This is a genomic window from Salinicola halimionae (genome assembly GCF_003206065.1).
Classification (GTDB): domain Bacteria; phylum Pseudomonadota; class Gammaproteobacteria; order Pseudomonadales; family Halomonadaceae; genus Salinicola; species Salinicola halimionae.
The window spans coordinates 898,302-915,482 of record NZ_PZJQ01000002.1 but is presented as its reverse complement, the minus strand read 5'-3'; the positions used below and the strand labels follow the sequence as shown (position 1 = coordinate 915,482).

Below are 17,181 nucleotides of genomic sequence, written 5' to 3'. Positions count from 1 at the left end.
AGTACGCCCGAACATGACCGGAGCGCGCCCGATGCCCGACTCTCGACTCTCTCTACCCAAGGACATGCAAGCCGTGGTCTGCCGTGGCCCTGGTGACTATCGTCTTGAGCGCGTGCCGACGCCTCGGCCCGGCCCCAACGAGCTGGTGCTCAAGATTCAGGCCTGCGGGATCTGTTCGAGCGACCTCAAGTGTCGCGACGGCGCCGCGATGTACTGGGGTGACGGCGACCGCTTCGCGCCGTTCGTCAAACCGCCGATGATTGTCGGGCATGAATTCGCTGGTGAGGTAGTCGCCCTCGGCGAAGGCGCTTCAGAACACTTCGACGTCGAGTTGGGCATGCGCGTGGTACCGGAGCAGATCCTGCCCTGTCGGCAATGTTTCTATTGCCAACGCGGCCACTACTGGATGTGCGAGGTGCACAACATCTTCGGCTTCCAGGGCGGCGTCGCCGACGGTGGCATGGCAGAGTATCTGCGCGTTCCGGCCAACGCAGTGCTGCACCCCGTTGACCCGCGCCTGAGCCTCGAGGACGCCGCCTTTCTCGAACCGCTGGCCTGCGGCATCCACGCCGTCAATCGCGCCGACATTCAGTTCGACGACACGGTCGTGATCGCTGGCGGCGGACCGATCGGCCTCGCCATGGTTCAGCTCGCCAGACTCAAGACACCCAAGCAACTGATTCTGGTCGACACCCATGACGAGCGTCTGGCACTGGCTCGCGACTACGGCGCCGATCACGGGTTCAACCCGCACCGCGACGATATCGCCAAGGAGATACGCGCCTTGACCGGCGGGTACGGCTGCGAGGTCTATATCGACGCCACCGGTTCGTCGAGCGGGGTGATCCAGGGTCTGGAATCCTTGCGCAAGCTGGGCCGCTTCGTCGAATTCAGCGTATTCAAGGAACCCACCACCGTCGACTGGTCGACGATCGGGGACCGCAAGGAGCTGGATATCCGCGGTTCGCACCTGTCACCCCACACCTACCCGGTGGCGATCGATCTGCTCGCCCGCGGTCTGGTCACGACCCGAGGTATCGTCACCCATCACGTGCCGCTGGCCGATTTCGAGCTCGGCTTCGAGATCGCAGCTCAGCGCGATTCGATCAAGGTCGTGCTGACGACCGAGGCGTCATGATTTCGCCCGCGCCCCCGGCGCTTCGGCCCGCAACGAAGGGCGCGCCGGCACGTCGCCAGACGATGCTGGACTACATCATTCAGTCCGGTTCAGCCCAGGTCGACGAACTGGCCGAGCGCTTCGGCGTCAGCCGCATGACCGTACACCGCGACCTCGACGCCCTCGCCGAACGCGGCATGGTGAACAAGCAACATGGCGGCGTCACCACCCGCTCATCCAGCGTTTTCGAGAGCAATTTCGCGCTGCGCTCTCACATCGCGGCCCGAGAAAAACAGGCGCTGGCGCGAGCGGTACTGGAAGAGATCGCATCCGGCGAGGCGGTGATGCTCGATGACTCCACCACCGCCAGCGAGCTGGCGTCGCTGCTACCCACCCGGGAGCCGCTAACCGTCATTACCAACGGCTTGGAGAGCACCGACCGGCTCAAGGCCGCTACCGGCATCAAACTGATCACGCTCGGCGGCGACTACCAACCGCGCTTCAACGCCACCTTTGGCCTGCTCTGCGAGCAGACGCTTGCCAACCTTCGCGCCAACGTAGCCATTCTTTCCGCCTCGGCGATTCTCGGCACCACCGCCTACGTACAGGATCCGGCCGTGACCCAGATCAAACGCGCCCAGATGAAGGCCGCTGAACGAAGAATTCTGCTGGTTCATAGCGCCAAATTCGGCAGCAGTGCCCTGCACCGACTCGCTGACTTGCGCGAGTTCGACCTGGTGCTGATCGATGACGGTCTGACGGTCGCGCATCGCCGAGAGCTGAACGACGCCGGCATCCGCTACCGCCTGATCGGGGTTACATAGCGAAGCCCACGAACAGAACCGCCGCGAGCCATGAGCTCGCGGCGGTCTCGTCTCAGCAAAAACTATTCAGCAGAGAATCACTGCTCCAGCACGAACGCCGAGGTGTACTTGTCGACATTGTCCGGCGTGATCAGCAGGCAATCATAGAGCTTCTTCTCGCCGTCGAGACCGGTTTCACCCGAGGTAATGAACTTGTCGGCCATGCGCACGGCGTCTTCAGAGAAGATGGCGACCGGCTGCAGCACGGTGTATGCCAGGTTCCCCGCTTTGATGGCGCCGACCGCGTCAGGTGAGCCGTCGAAGCCGCCGACGACGATGTCCTTGAGCTTGCCGGCTTCCTTGAGAGCGGCGATCGCGCCCAGCGCCATCTCGTCGTTGCCGCTCATCACACCCTGGATATCCGGATGGGCCTGCAACAGGCTCTGCATCTTGTTATAGCCCTGGGTACGATCCCAGTTGGCGACATCTTCACCGACCTTCTTGAGATCCGGGTACTGGCTCAGTACGGTTTCATAGCCGTTGGAGCGCGTCGCCGCGTTATTGTCCGAAGGCGCTCCCTTTAGCTCGACGTAGTTGGCCGAATCGCCGACCGTCTGAACCCACTGCTGCGCGCCCATCGCCGCGCCCTGCGCGTTGTTAGACACCAGCTGCGCCTTGGCCAGCCCCTGTTCGTTGATTTCGGCATTGACCAGGAACACCGGGATGCCGGCATCGACGGCCTTGCGCACCGCACCGACGGAGCCATCGGCGTTGGCCGGGTCGAGAATGATCGCCTTGGCCTGATTGGTGATCGCGGTATCGATCTGGCGGCTTTCGGTATTGGTATCCCCTTTATGGGCGCTGACATTGGCCTCGTAACCCAACTCTTCAGCGGTTTCACGGGCGATCTTGCCCTCCGTGAACCAATAAGGATTGGAGGTGTCATTGACGATAATCGAGATCAGCCCCTTGTCCTGCGCCATGGCAGTTCCGGCTAGCAATGGCGCACTCACGGCGAGGGCGGCGATCAGCAGGCGTTTTCCTGTCTTGAACATGATGGATCACCCTTCTTTTGCGGTTGTGTTTGTATAGCTGGTGTTGATCTAGCTCGTGTTGATCGGAATCGCAACGATCAATGCTGTGTTGCCGGCTTGCCGGCGGTACTTTCCGTCTCGCTCGTCACGCGCGCGGCGTCGGCCTTCGAGGACGGAGAAGAAGGATTGGCGGGGGCCTTGGGGTCCGACGATCCTGGCTCGGAAACCTTGCCTGCGCGCTTCTTGCGCCCGCTGTACTGAATGCTGTTAAGCAGGACCGCCAATACGATCACGGCACCGGTGAATACGGTCTGCCAGTAGGAAGACACGCCGATGATGACGAGGCCGTCGGAGAGAAATCCGATCACGAAGGCACCGAGCAACGTGCCGCGTACATTGCCGCGGCCCCCGGTCAGCGCGGCACCGCCGATGACGACGCCGGCAATGGCAGTCAGTTCGTAGGTGGTACCGGCGGTCGGGCCGGCGGAGGTCAGTTGGGATGACAGCACCAGACCGGCGATGGCCGCGCAGATGCCGGAAAGTACGTAAACCGAAACCTGCACTCGCTTGACCGGCACGCCGGAGAGCTCGGCGGCCCGTGCGTTACCGCCAGTCGAGTAGACCCAGCGCCCGAAAGGCGTGCGTGCCAACGCCAGCAGGGTAATGATCGCCACCGCTGCCAGGATCAATACACCCACCGGCACGCCGAACAGACGATTGAACCCCAGCCAGTCGAAGCCGGTATTGCCGAGCTCAGCGCTGCCTCCAAGGTTGTTGTAGGTCAGGCCGTCGGTCATCAGCAGCGCCACGCCACGTGCGACATAGAGCAGCCCCAGCGTGGCGACGAACGCAGGCACCTTGAAGTAGGCGATCAACACGCCGTTGATCGCTCCGATGAAAGCACCGACTCCGCAGGTCAGGATCACCACTACCCACACCGGCGGATAGAGCGTGACGCCGAACATGTCGAAGGTGACACCCTGCATCAGGAAGCCGGCTACCACACCGGCCAACCCCAGCGTCGAACCCACCGACAGATCGATACCGCCGGTCAGAATGACCAGTAGCATGCCGATCGATAGCAGCCCGAAGATCGCCACGTGAGAAGACATGGTCAGGAAGTTGCTGGTCGAGAAATAGACCGGAGACAGCGACGAGAAGATGATGATGATCGCGATCAGGGCGAAGAAGGCTCGCCCCTCGAGCAATAGCCGCCCCAGATCGAAGCCACCACGTTGGCGCTCTGCCGCCTGGCTGTGTTTGGACATATCAAAACTCCATTCGAGAAAAAGCGCTAACGCGTTCTTGTTAGGCGACCACGGCTTCGCCGGAGGCCGCCATGATCTGTTCCTTGGAAGCGTCGGCGCCGAACTCGGCCGCAATGCGCCCGCGACTCATCACCACGATACGGTGGGCAATGCTCAGACATTCGCCGACCTCGGAGGTGGAGAAGACCACCGCAAGCCCCTGCTTGGATGCGCCTTCCGCCAGCAGCTTGAACACCTCCGCCTTGGCGCCGATATCGATACCGCGGCTCGGCTCGTCGAGCACCACCACGCGAGGATGGGTTGCCAGCATCTTGCCGATGACCACCTTCTGTTGGTTCCCTCCGGAGAGCGAACCGATCTCGGCCTTGGCGCCGTCGGTCTTGATATGGACGTTGGCGATCGACTCATCCACCACGTCACGCTCGCGGCTTCCCGACGTCAGCAGCCAGCGGGTAAACGCCTTGATACTAGCCAGCGACAGGTTTTCGCCCACCGACATGGTTTGTACCAGGCCATCACGCTGGCGATCTTCCGGCACCAGCACCAGCCCCTTGGCGATGCGCTCGGCAATGCTCAGGTACGAGATGTCCTCGCCTTCCAGGACCACCCGCCCGCCACTCAGCGGTATCCGACCGGCGACGCACTCGAGCAGTTCTGTACGACCGGCACCCATCAACCCATAGATACACACGATTTCGCCGGCACGAACGTCCAGCGACAGGTGATCGACCACCGAGCGCTCCGGAACGGCGGTGTCGGCGACGCTGATATCTTCGAGCGCCAGCGCCACTTCACCCATGGCGTGCCCGGTCGGCGGAGAACCGAGATCGAAGTTCTCGCCGACCATGTTGCGCACGATCCACTCCAGGTCGATATCCGCGCGCCTGGCATAGGCGGTCATCACACCGTCACGCAGCACCACCGCATGATCGGTAATGAGTAGCGCCTCCTCCAGGTGGTGAGAGATATAGACGATCGATACCCCACGACTCTTGAGATCGCGGATCACACGGAACAACACTTCGACTTCGGTTGCCGACAGCGCAGACGTCGGCTCGTCCATGATCAGGATGCGGGAATTCACCGACAGCGCGCGAGCAATCTCGACGATCTGCTGCTGCCCCAGACGCAGATCCTCGACCGGCGTCAGCGGGTCGATCGGCTCGTCGAGCTCTTCCATCAATGCGCGGGTCTGACGCGCTTCCTCGGCATAATCGATGCCCATCGATCCTTTCAGCTCGCGACCCATGAAGATGTTGTCGCGAACGCTGAGGTTGGGCGCCAGACTGAGTTCCTGGTGGATGATCGAAATACCCAGGCGCTGCGCATCGGTAGTCGAGGCGAAACGCACCGGCTCGCCCTCCAACAGGATCTCGCCGGAGGTCGGCTGGATCACGCCGGAAAGAATCTTCATCAACGTCGACTTTCCGGCGCCGTTCTCGCCGAACAGCGTGGTCACCTGGCCCCGGTAGACGTCGAAATTGACGGTCTTGAGCGCCTGCACGCTGCCGAACGACTTGGCGACATCTCGCGCCGACAACACGATGTCATCGGCAGGCTCGCCAACGGGCACCGATTGAACCGAGGAGGCAGCCATCACTGCACCTCCATGCTGACGGGCGTGACCAGCCAATTCTTGGGATTGATCAACTTGAACACGCCGGTCACGGTCACGCTCTTACCGCTCAGGCTGGCGGTATCGATATTCGCCAGCACCGCCTCTTTCATCGCATTGTTGATCGACGCCCCCGCATTCTGATATTCGATCTGGTTGGTGAACTCGCCGAACGAGATCTCCCCGGTGGCGTCACGCAGGTCGGTGCCATTGATCGCGGGACCTGTCTGTACACGAATCGTGATCTCCCCGGGTACACCATCGGCCGTCACCGAATAGATGCCTGACCGGGCCTCACCGAAAGTGCCGGTAAAGGTGACAGGCACTACCGGCCCGAATCCATCGCCGACCCCATACTTCTGCCCGGCCGCGGTAGCTCCCTCGAGCACCGCAGGCGCCAATTCGCTGGCGTCGACAGCCCGCTCCTCGACGCTAGCCTGGATATCCGGAAAATGCGCCGCACCGTAGGTATCCGCCGAAAAACCGCCTTCGAGCGCCGCTTCCGAGCCGATCTCGACCACTTTGGTATCCCAGGCCATTGCGGCCAGCACCACGACCACACAGGCGCCGATGATCAGACGTCCCTTCAGCTTGTTCGGCGCCGCTGGCCGACTGGCAACTGCTGCACTCATGAAAACGTCCTCTTTTGCAAACCTGCCGGCTCAGGGAATCAGCACGATCTTCAATGACTTCGAACCGCTCTTCATAAGCTCGAAACCTTCCTCGTACTTCTCCAGCGGCAGCTTGTGAGTCACTACGCCTTCAGTGGGATAGTCACCATTGCGAATACCCTCGATCACCAGCGGGTAGCAGTACGGGCCCAGATGAGAGCCGAGTACGTCGAGCTCCTTGCGATCGGAGATGATGCTCCAGTCGACGCTGACCGGATCCTTGAACACGCTGAACTCGACGAACCGCCCCAGCTTGCGGATCATCGACAGGCCCTGCTCAACCGACTTGGGATGCCCGGTCGCCTCGATGTAGACATCGCAGCCATAACCTTCGGTCATCTCCTTGATGATCGAAACCACGTCGTCACGCTTGGGGTTGAGGGTCAGGTCGGCGCCGAACTTCTTGGCCAGCTCCAGGCGATCGTCGAACAGATCGAGCACGATCAATTTCTCGGCACCCGATTTTTTGGCCGCGCCGACCATACCAAGCCCCAGCGTACCGGCGCCGGAAAGCACCACGACATCGCCCAGCTCGATCTTGGCGCGCTGCACCGCATGCAGCGAGCAGGCGTAGGGTTCGATCAGAATTGCCTTTTCCAGCGGCAACTCCTCGGGGACGTGATAGTTGATCGCCTCCTTGGTGAATTTCATGTACTCGGCCATGCCGCCGTTGACGTTGTTCTGGAAGCCGTACAGGTCATGCTTTTCGCACATCCAGTACTGTCCACGATTACAGAAGCGGCACTGCCAGCACGGCACGATCTGCTCGGAGATCACACGATCGCCGACTGCATAGCCTTCAACCTGAGCGCCTACCTTGACCACTCGCCCGATGAACTCGTGCCCCGGAATCATCGGAGCCTTGATGTAGGCAGGCTGGAATTCGTCGCCCCAGAAACTCGGCGCACCATCGTAGGATTTGATATCCCCGGCACAGATACCGCACCCCTCGACCTTGATCAGAATTTCCTTCTCATCGATCTCGGGAACCGGCACTTCCTCATAGCGATAATCGTTGGGCGCATAGGCGACCACCGCCTTCATCGTCTTGGGGATATCACCAGCGGAAGTCGTTTGCGTAGACGTAGCGGTGGACTCGCTCATGGAAGGTCTCCGTGCTTAAACACATGATCAAACTTCGGTCATATGTTTTTAGCGCCACACACGGATGACATCAATAGATCAGCCTCTAAGACTTTAGACAAAGAAAGTTTTTATCTTTTATAAACAGCAATTTATTTTTATTCCATCGGCTCGACCAAGACTAAAGTTATTGGTCAAACTTTAATCATCGACAGGTGAAAACAGGATCAAAACAGGCGCAAAAATTCAATTAAGTGATCATATGAACATTGCCAACAAAAAAGGCGCCGAATTGGGCGCCTGAACCGCACGACATCGTTTCAGCGATGATCCCGTTCGTAGGCCTCGATTCGATCCACCTTTGGCTGTGATCGGCCGCCAGGCTCGAATTCACTGCCGAGGAACGATTCGGCGATCGTCTTGGCCAGCTCGATCCCGATGACGCGAGCACCCATGGTGACGATCTGGGCATCATTACTCTTGCGCGCACGCTCGGCCGAGTAGGTATCGTGGGCCTGTGCGGCGCGGATACCCGGGACCTTGTTGGCGGAAATCGCCACGCCGATGCCCGTACCGCACATCAGAATGCCACGATCGTAACGACCCGCCGCAATCGCTTCCGCGACCTTGATCGCGACATCCGGGTAGAGCACCGGCTGAGCGTCATGAGTGCCGAAATCCTCGACTTCATGCCCCAACGATCTGACATGCTCGATCATTGCCTGCTTCATTTCATACGCAGCTTCATCACACCCCAGCGCCACTCGCCATTTCTGCGCCATCACCCACCTCCCATACCGTCAATGATGTCGATAGCCGACAGCAACCATCATAGCCGCACACCGAGCATATGAACAACACCAACTCATATGAGCAAAAAGTAGCACCTGCGAATCGCAAAACGGTTGCTACTCAAGGCCTTTATAGCGCCTACGGCATCTAAAATCGTCTTCTTAGACACCTCAACACTCCTCGTGAATCGCCACCAAAGTCGCATATCGCCCCGCCTCCCCATCGTTATGATGATCGATATAGCTGCACACAACCAAATGCACACGTACAGATCATATTTTCATTGAGTGGTGGCAACAGGTGTTCCTGCGCCACTTAGCTTGATATCCACCTAATCGCCGGGAGCGTCGGCCATGACACGTCTTTACAACGACCCAGTGAATTTCGTCGACGAAGCCACCGCAGGGTTCGCCGCTGCGCATGCGCAACGCGTCTGCCAGGTGCCAGGGGGCGTGATTCGCAGCACCCGAAGCGAACCGGGAACTGTCGCCGTGGTCATTGGCGGCGGATCCGGGCACTACCCGGCCTTTGCGGGCCTGGTCGGCCAGGGCCTGGCTCACGGCGCGGTAATGGGCAACCTGTTTGCCTCACCCTCGGCGCAGCAGGTCTACAACGTCTGCAAGACAGCCAACAACGGTGCCGGCGTGCTGCTTAGCTTCGGCAACTACGCCGGTGACGTGCTGCACTTCGGCCAGGCACGGGAGCGTTTGATTCGCGAAGGCATTCCCTGCGAGATCGTCGCCGTCATCGATGACGTTTCCAGCGCCGGGCGGGATGAAATTCACAAACGGCGCGGGATAGCCGGCGACTTGACCGTGTTCAAGATTGCGGCGGCAGCCGCAGAGGCGGGATATTCGCTCGAAGAGGTCGTTCGTATCTCGCGCACCGCCAATTTCCGCACACGCTCGATGGGCGTGGCGTTCGACGGCTGTACGTTGCCTGGAGCCAAGGATGCATTGTTCCATGTGCCGTCGGGCAAGATGGCTGTCGGCCTCGGCATCCACGGCGAACCAGGCATCAGCGAACAGGACATTCCCACCGCTGATGCACTGGCGGAACTCCTCGTCTCGCATCTTCTCGACGAGATTCCCGAGGGGATCGACAGCACCCAAGGTGCCAAGGTTTCCGTACTGCTCAACGGGCTGGGCTCGATCAAGTATGAAGAGCTGTTCGTGGTCTATCGTCGTGTTCACCAACTGCTCGGCGATGCCGGACTGCAGATCGTCGAACCGGAGGTCGGTGAACTGGTGACCAGTCTCGACATGGCTGGTGCTTCGCTGACGCTGTTCTGGCTCGACGACGAACTGGAACGGCTATGGAAGGCCCCCGCGGACGCACCGGCCTACCGCAAGGGCAGTCTCGAGGCGGCGCCGCCGATCGACGCTTCCCAGCTCGATATTCCCGACGCCGATGCCATCCCCCCGGCGAGCGAGGCGTCGATCGCCGCTGCCCGCTGCGTCTATAGCGCCTTGAGCGCCACCCGCAAGGTCATCGATCAGAATGTGGAAGAGCTGGGCCGCCTGGATGCCGTCGCCGGGGACGGCGATCACGGCATCGGCATGCAGCGTGGCGTCGTGGCGGCCGAACTGGCCGCCGAGGATGCGGTCAGCCGCAATGCAGGCGCCGGCACTCTGCTACGCTTGGCGGCAGAGGCTTGGGCAGATCGCGCGGGCGGCACTTCCGGCGCCATCTGGGGTGTCATGCTCACCGCGCTGAGCGTGACGCTCGGCGATGAAGACGAGCCGACACCGGCGCTCTATGCGCAAGGCATCACCAAGGCCAAGGACGACGTCATGGCGTTCGGCAAAGCCAAGCTGGGCGACAAGACGCTGGTCGATGCGCTGGTACCGTTCAGTGAAACGCTCGAACGCGCCGTTGCCGATGGGGAAACGCTCCCGGCCGCCTGGGCCAAGGCCGTCGATGCGGCTGATAACGCCGCCAAGGCCACCGCCGATCTGAAGCCGAAGCTGGGGCGAGCTCGACCGCTGGCTGAAAAAAGCCTGGGTACCTCGGACCCCGGCGCGGTATCCCTCTCGATGATCGTCGCCGCTGTCCAGGCCGCCGTCGACAGCGATGAATGAACCGATCAGTCGTCGTTCGGGTAGCCGCGAACTGGACAGCCGCGAGCCGAACGGCGTCCCATTGATCCGTGGCTAATCAAGCTGAGCACCCCGAGAACATCATGGCAAAACTCCCGATCACACTGGGCATCAGCTTCAAGATGTATTTTGGCTACGCCCAGACGGTAAACTGGTGCCGCCAGATCACTGACAATGTTGCCCATCATCCGGCCATCCAGGATGGCCGGGTGTCCCTTTTCGTGCTGCCCAGCTTCCCCGCCCTGCCACCGGTACTCGAGTGTTTCGCCGGTACGCCCATCGGCGTTGGGGGGCAAAACCTGTATCAGTCACCGCACGGTGCTTATACTGGCGAGGTCAGTGGGGCCATGCTGGCCGAAATAGGCTGTCGCTACGTGGAGATCGGCCACGCCGAACGACGGCGTCTGTTCGGCGAAGATGCCAATATCGTCGCCGCCAAGACCCAGGTGGCACTGGCGCACGATCTGATTCCGGTACTCTGTATCGGCGAGGCCGATCATGGCGATCCGTTTGATGCCATTGCCGACTGCCGTGACCAGGTCGATTCGGCACTGTTATTGGCGACACCGGCGCAACGCTTGCAGCCTCTGGTGATTGCCTATGAACCGCACTGGGCGATCGGCGCAGCGGAGCCGGCGTCGCTGGCGCACATTGCAGCGGTCTGTCGGGGATTGCGCGATCACCTCTCCCGCCATCCTTCTGCTAGGGTGATCTATGGTGGCAGCGCGGGTCCCGATCTATTGACCCGGTTGGCGGGACAGGTCGATGGTCTGTTCCTGGGGCGTTTCGCTCACGACCCGGCCGCCTTCGAGGCGATCGTGAACGAAGCGTCGCTGCTCACGTCAAATTAGTCAGCCGCGCTACACTTATTCAGCTGCGCGGCACTTGTCGGACGTGCAAAACAGGTCAGCCACATGAGATCGATCAGCCGCGCTAGACTGGTCAGTCAGGTTAGACTTGATCGCCATGTCAGACTCGTCGAGTCAAACTGAGAGCCAGATCGCGTTTCGCGCCATCATTTATTCAAGATCTAGGGGATCCGAAAGCCAATGCCATCTCGTCGTCAGCTAGCCAATGCCATCCGTGCGCTTTCCATGGACGCCGTGCAGAAGGCCAACTCCGGCCACCCCGGCATGCCGATGGGCATGGCCGATATCGCGGAAGTGCTGTGGAACGACCATCTCAAGCACAATCCGGCCAATCCGGACTGGGAAGATCGCGACCGTTTCATTCTTTCCAACGGTCACGGCTCGATGCTGCACTACTCGTTGCTTCATCTGACCGGTTACGACCTGCCGATGAAGGAGCTCGAGAACTTCCGCCAGCTGGGTTCGAAGACCCCCGGCCATCCGGAACACGGCTACACCGCCGGCATCGAGACCACCACCGGGCCGTTGGGTCAGGGCCTCGCCAACGGTGTCGGCATGGCCATCGCCGAGCGCACGCTGGCCGCGCAGTTCAACCGCGATGGCCATGAGATCGTCGATCACCGCGTATGGGTGTTCGCTGGCGACGGCTGCCTGATGGAAGGCATCAGCCACGAAGCCTGCTCGCTGGCCGGCACGCTAGGCCTCGGCAATCTGGTCGTGTTCTACGATGACAACGGCATCTCGATCGACGGCGAAGTCGAAGGCTGGTTCACCGACGATACCGGCAAGCGCTTCGAGGCCTATCACTGGCATGTGATCCGCGATGTCGATGGTCACGATGCCGAGCAGATCAGTGCCGCTATCGAAGAAGCCAAGAGCGTCACCGACAAGCCCTCGATGATCATGTGCAAGACCGTGATCGGTTTCGGATCGCCCAACAAAGCCGGCAAGGAAGAGAGCCACGGCGCCGCCCTGGGTGAAGACGAAGTGGCCGCCGCGCGCAAACAGCTTGGCTGGGAATATCCGGCCTTCGAGATTCCCGACGAATACTACGAAGCCTGGGATGCCCGCGAGCAGGGCCAGAAGTTTGAAGCCGAATACGACGCCAAGATGGCTGCCTACGCGAAGGCCCATCCGGAACTCGCCAAGGAACTCAAGCGCCGTTACAGCGGCGAACTGCCGGCCAGTTTCGACGGTGACGCCCTGATCAAGGCCGCTCAGGAGAAGTCCGAGACCACCGCTTCACGCAAGGCGTCATTGGGTGTGCTCAACGAGCTGGGTCCGGATCTTCCCGAATTGTTCGGTGGCAGTGCCGACCTTGCGCCATCCAACCTGACGCTGTGGAAAGGCGCCAAGGCGATCAGCAAGAGCGATTTCGACGGCGGTTATCTGCATTACGGTGTGCGCGAGTTCGGTATGGGTGCGATTGCCAACGGTATCGCCACCCACGGCGGCTTCATCCCCTATGACGCCACCTTCCTGGTGTTCCTCGAGTACATGCACAACGCCGTGCGCATGTCTTCGCTGTCGCATACTCGCATCATCCATGTCTTCACTCACGACTCCATTGGTCTGGGCGAAGATGGGCCCACGCACCAGCCGATCGAACAGCTGGCGGACCTGCGCAACCTGCCGGGCCTGGCCACATGGCGCCCGTGCGATGCCACTGAAACCACCGCGGCCTGGGTCGAGGGATTGATGCGTGAAAAAGGCCCCACCGCGCTGATCTTCTCGCGTCAGGACCTGCCAGCACAGTCGCGAGATGCCGCTCAGTTGAAGGACATCCGCCGAGGCGGCTACGTGCTCAAGGATGCCGAAGGCGGCAAGCCGGAACTCATCCTGATCGCCACGGGATCCGAAGTGGGCCTGGCGATGGACGCCGCCAAGGAGCTCGAAGGCAAGGGCAAGAAGGTTCGCGTGGTCTCCATGCCGTGCACCAGCGCCTTCGACGAGCAGGACGACAGCTACCGTGAATCCGTGCTGCCCAAGTCGGTCCGTTCGCGGCTGGCCGTGGAAGCGGCCTTTCCATCGACCTGGTACAAGTACGTCGGTCTCGACGGTGATGTCATCGGCATGACGACCTACGGTGAGTCAGGCAAGGCCGGCGATCTGTTCAAGCACTTCGGATTCACCGTCGACAACGTCGTCGCCCGTGCCGAAAAGCTGCTGGGTTGATTTCCAACGCCTGAAAGCATGCAACGAAGCGCCCGGCCTGTTCGAATCGAGTGGCCGGGCGTGTTTCGTTGCGGGGTTCATACGACGTTCAATCGAGCTTGCCGTCGACTCGTGTCGCTTCGTCCAAACGCAGAATGGTGTGGGCGTTGGTGACGCTGGTCGCCAGCGTATCGATGACACCCGTGCGCAGCGCACCGAGAATGCCGGCCGCCTTGGTATTCTCGGCGGCGATGGCGATGACGTCGGGAATCCGCGCCAGATCGGTGATCGTCAGACCGATGACGCGGCCCTGCATCGGGGTCATCGACGGGCGCCCATAGATGTCGATGAAGTCATAACCCATCATGTCGCCAACGGTGCCGGAGAGTCGCGCCTCGGCGGTCTCCTGTGGCGTGAACCAGCCCATGCGCACCATGTTGCTGTTCTCGCTGAGATCACCGATGCCAATCAGGGCGAGATCGGCGCGACGGGCTCGATCCAGCGTCTGACGGATGGTGGGGTTTTCGTACATCGCGTCGCGCAGCTCGAGATTCTGCACCAGCGCCGGCGCATAGAGCGTTTCGCTGTCGCCGCCGAACTTGATCGCCAGCCGCCGACAGATATGGTCGGGGTTCATGTATTCGCCGGCCCGCACCGAGCCGCCGATGGCGCAGACGAAAGAACACTGGCGCTGCCCTTGCTCGAAGACGTTGTCCGCCACGGCACCGACATTGCGGCCCATGCCGACGGCTACGATCGCCCCTTCGCTCAGTTGCCGAGAGAGATGATCGGCCACCAGGCTCGCCACATTGGCACGCTGCACGTCGGAGTCGGCATGATCGAGCGCGATCAACGCGCGCTTGATTCCGAAACGACGTCTGAGCGCCTGCTCGATTTCCGCACTGACTGCGGGATGCTGACGCACTCGAACGTCGACGATACCTTCTGCCTGAGCGCGCTTGAGCAATCGCCCCGCCTTGACGCGCGAGATCCCCAGCCGATTGGCGATGACCTCCTGCGTTTCGCCCTCGGTGTAGTAGAGAGTGGCGATTTCCGTCATCAAGGCGATATCGGCGTTCTCGTTGCGCTCGTTCATGCACGCTTTCCCTGGTTTGAGGAGATCGAATCGGGCTCGGTTTGGCCGCCTCACGATACCACAAGGTCCATCGCGTTCGGCTTTATCGCGAGCCGGGAACGGCGTAGACTATTGGCGGATTGCGGTTCGCCGCGATCGGTTCTCAGGGCGGGGTGAAAGTCCCCACCGGCGGTAATGACGCAGCGTGGAAAACACGGCGTCTCAGCCCGCGAGCGCTTGATGGCGTCGCCATCAAGGTCAGCAGATTCGGTGAGACTCCGAAGCCGACGGTGATAGTCCGGATGAAAGAGAACGGTTCCCCTTGCTAGGATTTGAAAACCTAATGACGATCCGGCCGGTTCATCCGTCGCTATCGATGTTTCACCATTGATCGACACTGTTACCCGCCAGCTCCGACCTCAAGCGGATCCGCAGCCCTGATTCTGGTTAACCAACGTTCAGGAAACGACCATGAATCAGTCCTATCCGCCGCAGCTCTCCTCCCAGACGCTGTCGCAACGCATCGCCTTCATCCGTGCCGACTGGCATGGTGATATCGTCGGCAACTGCCACGCTGCCTTTCTGGAGACCGTCGCCGAGCGTGGTTTCTCCGTCGATCAGATCGACACCTTCACTGTCCCGGGGGTGTTCGAGATTCCGTTGCAGGCCAAGCTGCTGGCGAAAAGTGGCCGTTACGCAGCGATCGTCGCGTCCGGTTTCGTCGTCGATGGCGGTATCTATCGCCATGACTTCGTTTCCACCGCCGTGATCGACGCGCTGATGTCGCTGCAGGTCGAGCAGGAAGTACCGGTGCTTTCCGCGGTACTGACGCCGCACCACTTCCATGAGCACGAAACACATACGGCCTTCTTCCATCAGCACTTCCTGACCAAAGGACGTGAAGCGGCCGAGGCGTGTCTGACTACGATGGAGAATCTCAATCAGGTGCGTAAGCTGAGCATCGACTGAGCGCCACCGGATTCCATTGAGAATCGGCGCCATCAAAAAGCCCACGCCANNTGGCGTGGGCTTTTTTCAGAGCAGGCTAGGGCTCAATCGAAGAGCGAGCGCGGGCTCGAGCTTAGCTTTCTACAGCCGGCTGTCGGCGATTGCGTACCCGCAGATAGATCGCGAAGGCCAGCGAAACGGCAATCAACACCCACAGGAACATCGCAATCGGGCTCTTGGTAAAGAAGATCGAGAGATTGCCGTAAGACTCGATGCTCTTGACGAAGTAGACCTCTGCCGACTTGCCCAGGATGAAGCCGATGATCAGCGGTACCGTCTCCAACCCGACCTTGTGGGCGACCCATCCGAACACCCCAAACAGCAGCAGCGTCCAGACGTCGAACATGATCCCGTAGTTGATCGCGTAAGCCCCCACCACACACATCATGATGATCAGCGGATAGAGAATGTACTTGGGTACCTCGATCACCTTGGCGATATGACGAATCGCGAAGTACATGATGCCGAACATCATGACGTTGGCCGCCAGCAGGGCGATGATCATCAGATACCAGGTATCGATGTTGTTGCCGATGAACAACGGGCCGACCTGAACGCCCTGGAGCGTGAAGGCGCCGATCAGGATCGCGGTGGTGGAGTCGCCGGGAATGCCTAGCGACAGCAGCGGCACCAGCGCGCCACCGGTCAGCGCATTGTTGGATGACTCCGACGAGACGATCCCCTGCGGCGCGCCCTTGCCCATCATGGATGAGTCCCGCGAAAAGTTCTTTTCCTGACTGTAGGCCAGCACCGACGCAGCGCTGCCACCGACGCCCGGCAGAATCCCGACGAAGGTACCGATGCTCGAAGAACGCACCAGGTTGAGCAACTGGCCCTTGAACACGTTGAACTTGAACTTGGCGCCGCCCTTGAGCGAGATCCGACCCTGACCCGCTTCGTCCTTGAACCCTTTTTCGGCATCCAGCAGCACAGTGGTCAAACCGAAGATGCCGATCAGCACGGGCAGCAGCGAGAAGCCGTCGATCAGGTAGTACTGCATGAAGTCGAACATCAATCGCGGTTCGCCGTTGCCGCCCTCGGTGATCGAGTAGGTGCCGATCAGGCTCAGCCAGACGCCGAGTACGCCGCTGAAGATCCCCATCAACATGTTGGTCGTCAGCGAGGCGATCACCGTCAATGCCAGCAAAATGATCAGGAACTTCTCGACATAGGAGAACTTGATCGCGAAGTCCGCCAGCACCGGGGCGAAGAAGAACAGCACTGCGGCGCTGAACAGGCCGCCGAAGACCGAAGCGACGATACCGATCTTGAGCGCGCGCTCGCCCTCACCGCGCTTGGCCATCGGATAGCCATCGAACGTCGTGGTGATCGATGAGGGTGTACCGGGAATATTGATCAGCACCGCGGGCACCATCCCCCCCGAAATGCCGCCAACGTAGAGCCCGAGCAACAGCGCGATGCCGTTCTCGAGCCCAAAGGCGTAGGTCAACGGCAGACACACCGCTACCGCCATGGTGGCGGTCATGCCGGGAATCGCGCCGAAAATGATGCCGATCAGGGTTCCCGCGGCGATCAGCCCGAAGAACATCGGCGTGAGGTGAGACAGGATATCCATGAGACGAGTCTCCGACG

At 60.8% G+C, this 17,181-nt stretch carries 14 protein-coding genes and 1 riboswitch; of the genes, 6 read left to right on the top strand and 8 right to left on the bottom strand.

The window, feature by feature from the left end; all coding sequences use genetic code 11:
- Nucleotides 1-31: 31 nt before the first annotated feature.
- Both DOM27_RS04730 and DOM27_RS04725 read left to right on the top strand, forming a co-directional pair.
- Nucleotides 32-1,138 carry an alcohol dehydrogenase catalytic domain-containing protein gene (locus DOM27_RS04730; protein ID WP_223162277.1) on the top strand — a complete coding sequence of 369 codons (1,107 nt, stop codon included), beginning with the start codon at nt 32-34 and terminating at the stop codon, nt 1,136-1,138.
- A complete protein-coding gene (locus DOM27_RS04725) occupies nt 1,135-1,941 on the top strand; it encodes a DeoR/GlpR family DNA-binding transcription regulator (protein ID WP_110654859.1) in 807 nt (268 codons plus the stop codon). The genes DOM27_RS04730 and DOM27_RS04725 overlap by 4 nt, the downstream gene beginning before the upstream one ends.
- Nucleotides 1,942-2,018: 77 nt before the next feature.
- On the opposite strand, the gene DOM27_RS04720 is transcribed toward DOM27_RS04725, so the two are convergent.
- The 6 genes from DOM27_RS04720 to rpiB all read right to left on the bottom strand — a co-directional run bounded on the left by DOM27_RS04720 (nt 2,019) and on the right by rpiB (nt 8,373).
- Nucleotides 2,019-2,975, bottom strand: coding sequence for a D-ribose ABC transporter substrate-binding protein (locus tag DOM27_RS04720; RefSeq protein ID WP_110654858.1), 957 nt, complete (start codon nt 2,973-2,975; stop codon nt 2,019-2,021).
- A 77-nt stretch (nt 2,976-3,052) separates the two neighbouring features.
- On the bottom strand, nt 3,053-4,222 hold the full coding sequence (locus tag DOM27_RS04715) for an ABC transporter permease (protein WP_110654857.1): 1,170 nt from the start codon (nt 4,220-4,222) through the stop codon (nt 3,053-3,055).
- A gap of 40 nt (nt 4,223-4,262) precedes the next feature.
- On the bottom strand, nt 4,263-5,819 hold the full coding sequence (locus tag DOM27_RS04710; protein WP_110654856.1) for a sugar ABC transporter ATP-binding protein: 1,557 nt from the start codon (nt 5,817-5,819) through the stop codon (nt 4,263-4,265).
- On the bottom strand, nt 5,819-6,469 hold the full coding sequence (locus DOM27_RS04705) for a DUF2291 family protein (protein WP_110654855.1): 651 nt from the start codon (nt 6,467-6,469) through the stop codon (nt 5,819-5,821). The genes DOM27_RS04710 and DOM27_RS04705 overlap by 1 nt, the downstream gene beginning before the upstream one ends.
- 30 nt (nt 6,470-6,499) lie before the next feature.
- Complete coding sequence (locus DOM27_RS04700) at nt 6,500-7,612, bottom strand: MDR/zinc-dependent alcohol dehydrogenase-like family protein (RefSeq protein WP_110654854.1); 1,113 nt, start codon at nt 7,610-7,612, stop codon at nt 6,500-6,502.
- A 299-nt stretch (nt 7,613-7,911) separates the two neighbouring features.
- Entirely contained in the window at nt 7,912-8,373 is a 462-nt protein-coding gene (gene rpiB / locus DOM27_RS04695) for a ribose 5-phosphate isomerase B (protein ID WP_110654853.1), read from the bottom strand.
- A gap of 363 nt (nt 8,374-8,736) precedes the next feature.
- Here rpiB and DOM27_RS04690 point away from each other — a divergent pair, with 363 nt between their 5' ends.
- The 3 genes from DOM27_RS04690 (at nt 8,737) to tkt (ending at nt 13,526) form a co-directional block, all read left to right on the top strand.
- Nucleotides 8,737-10,464 (top strand): dihydroxyacetone kinase family protein, encoded by a 1,728-nt coding sequence (locus tag DOM27_RS04690; RefSeq protein WP_110654852.1) that lies wholly within the window; start codon nt 8,737-8,739, stop codon nt 10,462-10,464.
- Between the two features lie 101 nt (nt 10,465-10,565).
- On the top strand, nt 10,566-11,333 hold the full coding sequence (locus DOM27_RS04685) for a triose-phosphate isomerase family protein (protein WP_110654851.1): 768 nt from the start codon (nt 10,566-10,568) through the stop codon (nt 11,331-11,333).
- Between the two features lie 198 nt (nt 11,334-11,531).
- Nucleotides 11,532-13,526 carry a transketolase gene (gene tkt, locus DOM27_RS04680; protein WP_110654850.1) on the top strand — a complete coding sequence of 665 codons (1,995 nt, stop codon included), beginning with the start codon at nt 11,532-11,534 and terminating at the stop codon, nt 13,524-13,526.
- 88 nt (nt 13,527-13,614) lie between these two features.
- Here tkt and DOM27_RS04675 read toward each other — a convergent pair whose 3' ends face one another.
- On the bottom strand, nt 13,615-14,601 hold the full coding sequence (locus tag DOM27_RS04675) for a sugar-binding transcriptional regulator (RefSeq protein ID WP_110654849.1): 987 nt from the start codon (nt 14,599-14,601) through the stop codon (nt 13,615-13,617).
- Between the two features lie 134 nt (nt 14,602-14,735).
- A riboswitch (FMN riboswitch) is annotated at nt 14,736-14,898 on the top strand.
- Nucleotides 14,899-15,051: 153 nt separating this feature from the next.
- Between DOM27_RS04675 and DOM27_RS04670 the strand changes: the two genes are divergently transcribed.
- Nucleotides 15,052-15,549 (top strand): 6,7-dimethyl-8-ribityllumazine synthase, encoded by a 498-nt coding sequence (locus tag DOM27_RS04670; RefSeq protein ID WP_110654848.1) that lies wholly within the window; start codon nt 15,052-15,054, stop codon nt 15,547-15,549.
- Between the two features lie 112 nt (nt 15,550-15,661).
- Here the strand turns inward: DOM27_RS04670 and DOM27_RS04665 are convergent, their stop codons facing one another.
- Nucleotides 15,662-17,164 carry a tripartite tricarboxylate transporter permease gene (locus tag DOM27_RS04665; protein WP_110654847.1) on the bottom strand — a complete coding sequence of 501 codons (1,503 nt, stop codon included), beginning with the start codon at nt 17,162-17,164 and terminating at the stop codon, nt 15,662-15,664.
- Nucleotides 17,165-17,181 lie beyond the last annotated feature (17 nt).